The 510-nt window shown below is 49.6% G+C and carries 1 protein-coding gene; it reads right to left on the minus strand.

Annotated features, from left to right (window positions below):
• A partial coding sequence (locus tag R7P74_RS29620; protein WP_318124325.1) for a DUF1015 family protein occupies positions 1–510 on the minus strand: 510 nt, incomplete at both ends.

Here is a 510-nt window from a genome sequence, read left to right on the forward strand (position 1 = left end):
TCGAACCAGGTTGATTTGGGCGGCATAATCTCGTTCAGATCGGCGACGGCCAGGAGATCCTCGATTGACGTCGGAAACATTGAAAAAGCGGCCTTAAAATCGCCGGAATCCACTAATCTTTCCAGCTCGGCGGTTCCACGCCGTCCGCCAACGAAAGAAATCCGTTTGTCCGTCCGCGGATCCTCAATTCCAAGAATGGGGCCGAGCACGTTATTTTGCAGAATGCTGACATCGAGGCGTTCAATCGGACCCGGATCGCGGATATATTCCACGTTGTAAGTAAGCAGATACCAGCGACGGTTAAGATACATGGCAATCTGGCCCGGATTTTCAGGATTTTTAACCTCCGATTCGTTGACAATGAACTTTTCACCCAGCCGAATGATAAATTCCTGAGCCGACAGGCCATTCAGATCTTTAACGACGCGGTTATAGGGCAGTATTGCCAGATCTTCGGAGGGAAACATCCCTGCCATCACGAAGTTATACTCTTCATTTCCGGTATGATTG

It is taken from the genome of Vibrio sp. 2033 (assembly GCF_033339735.1).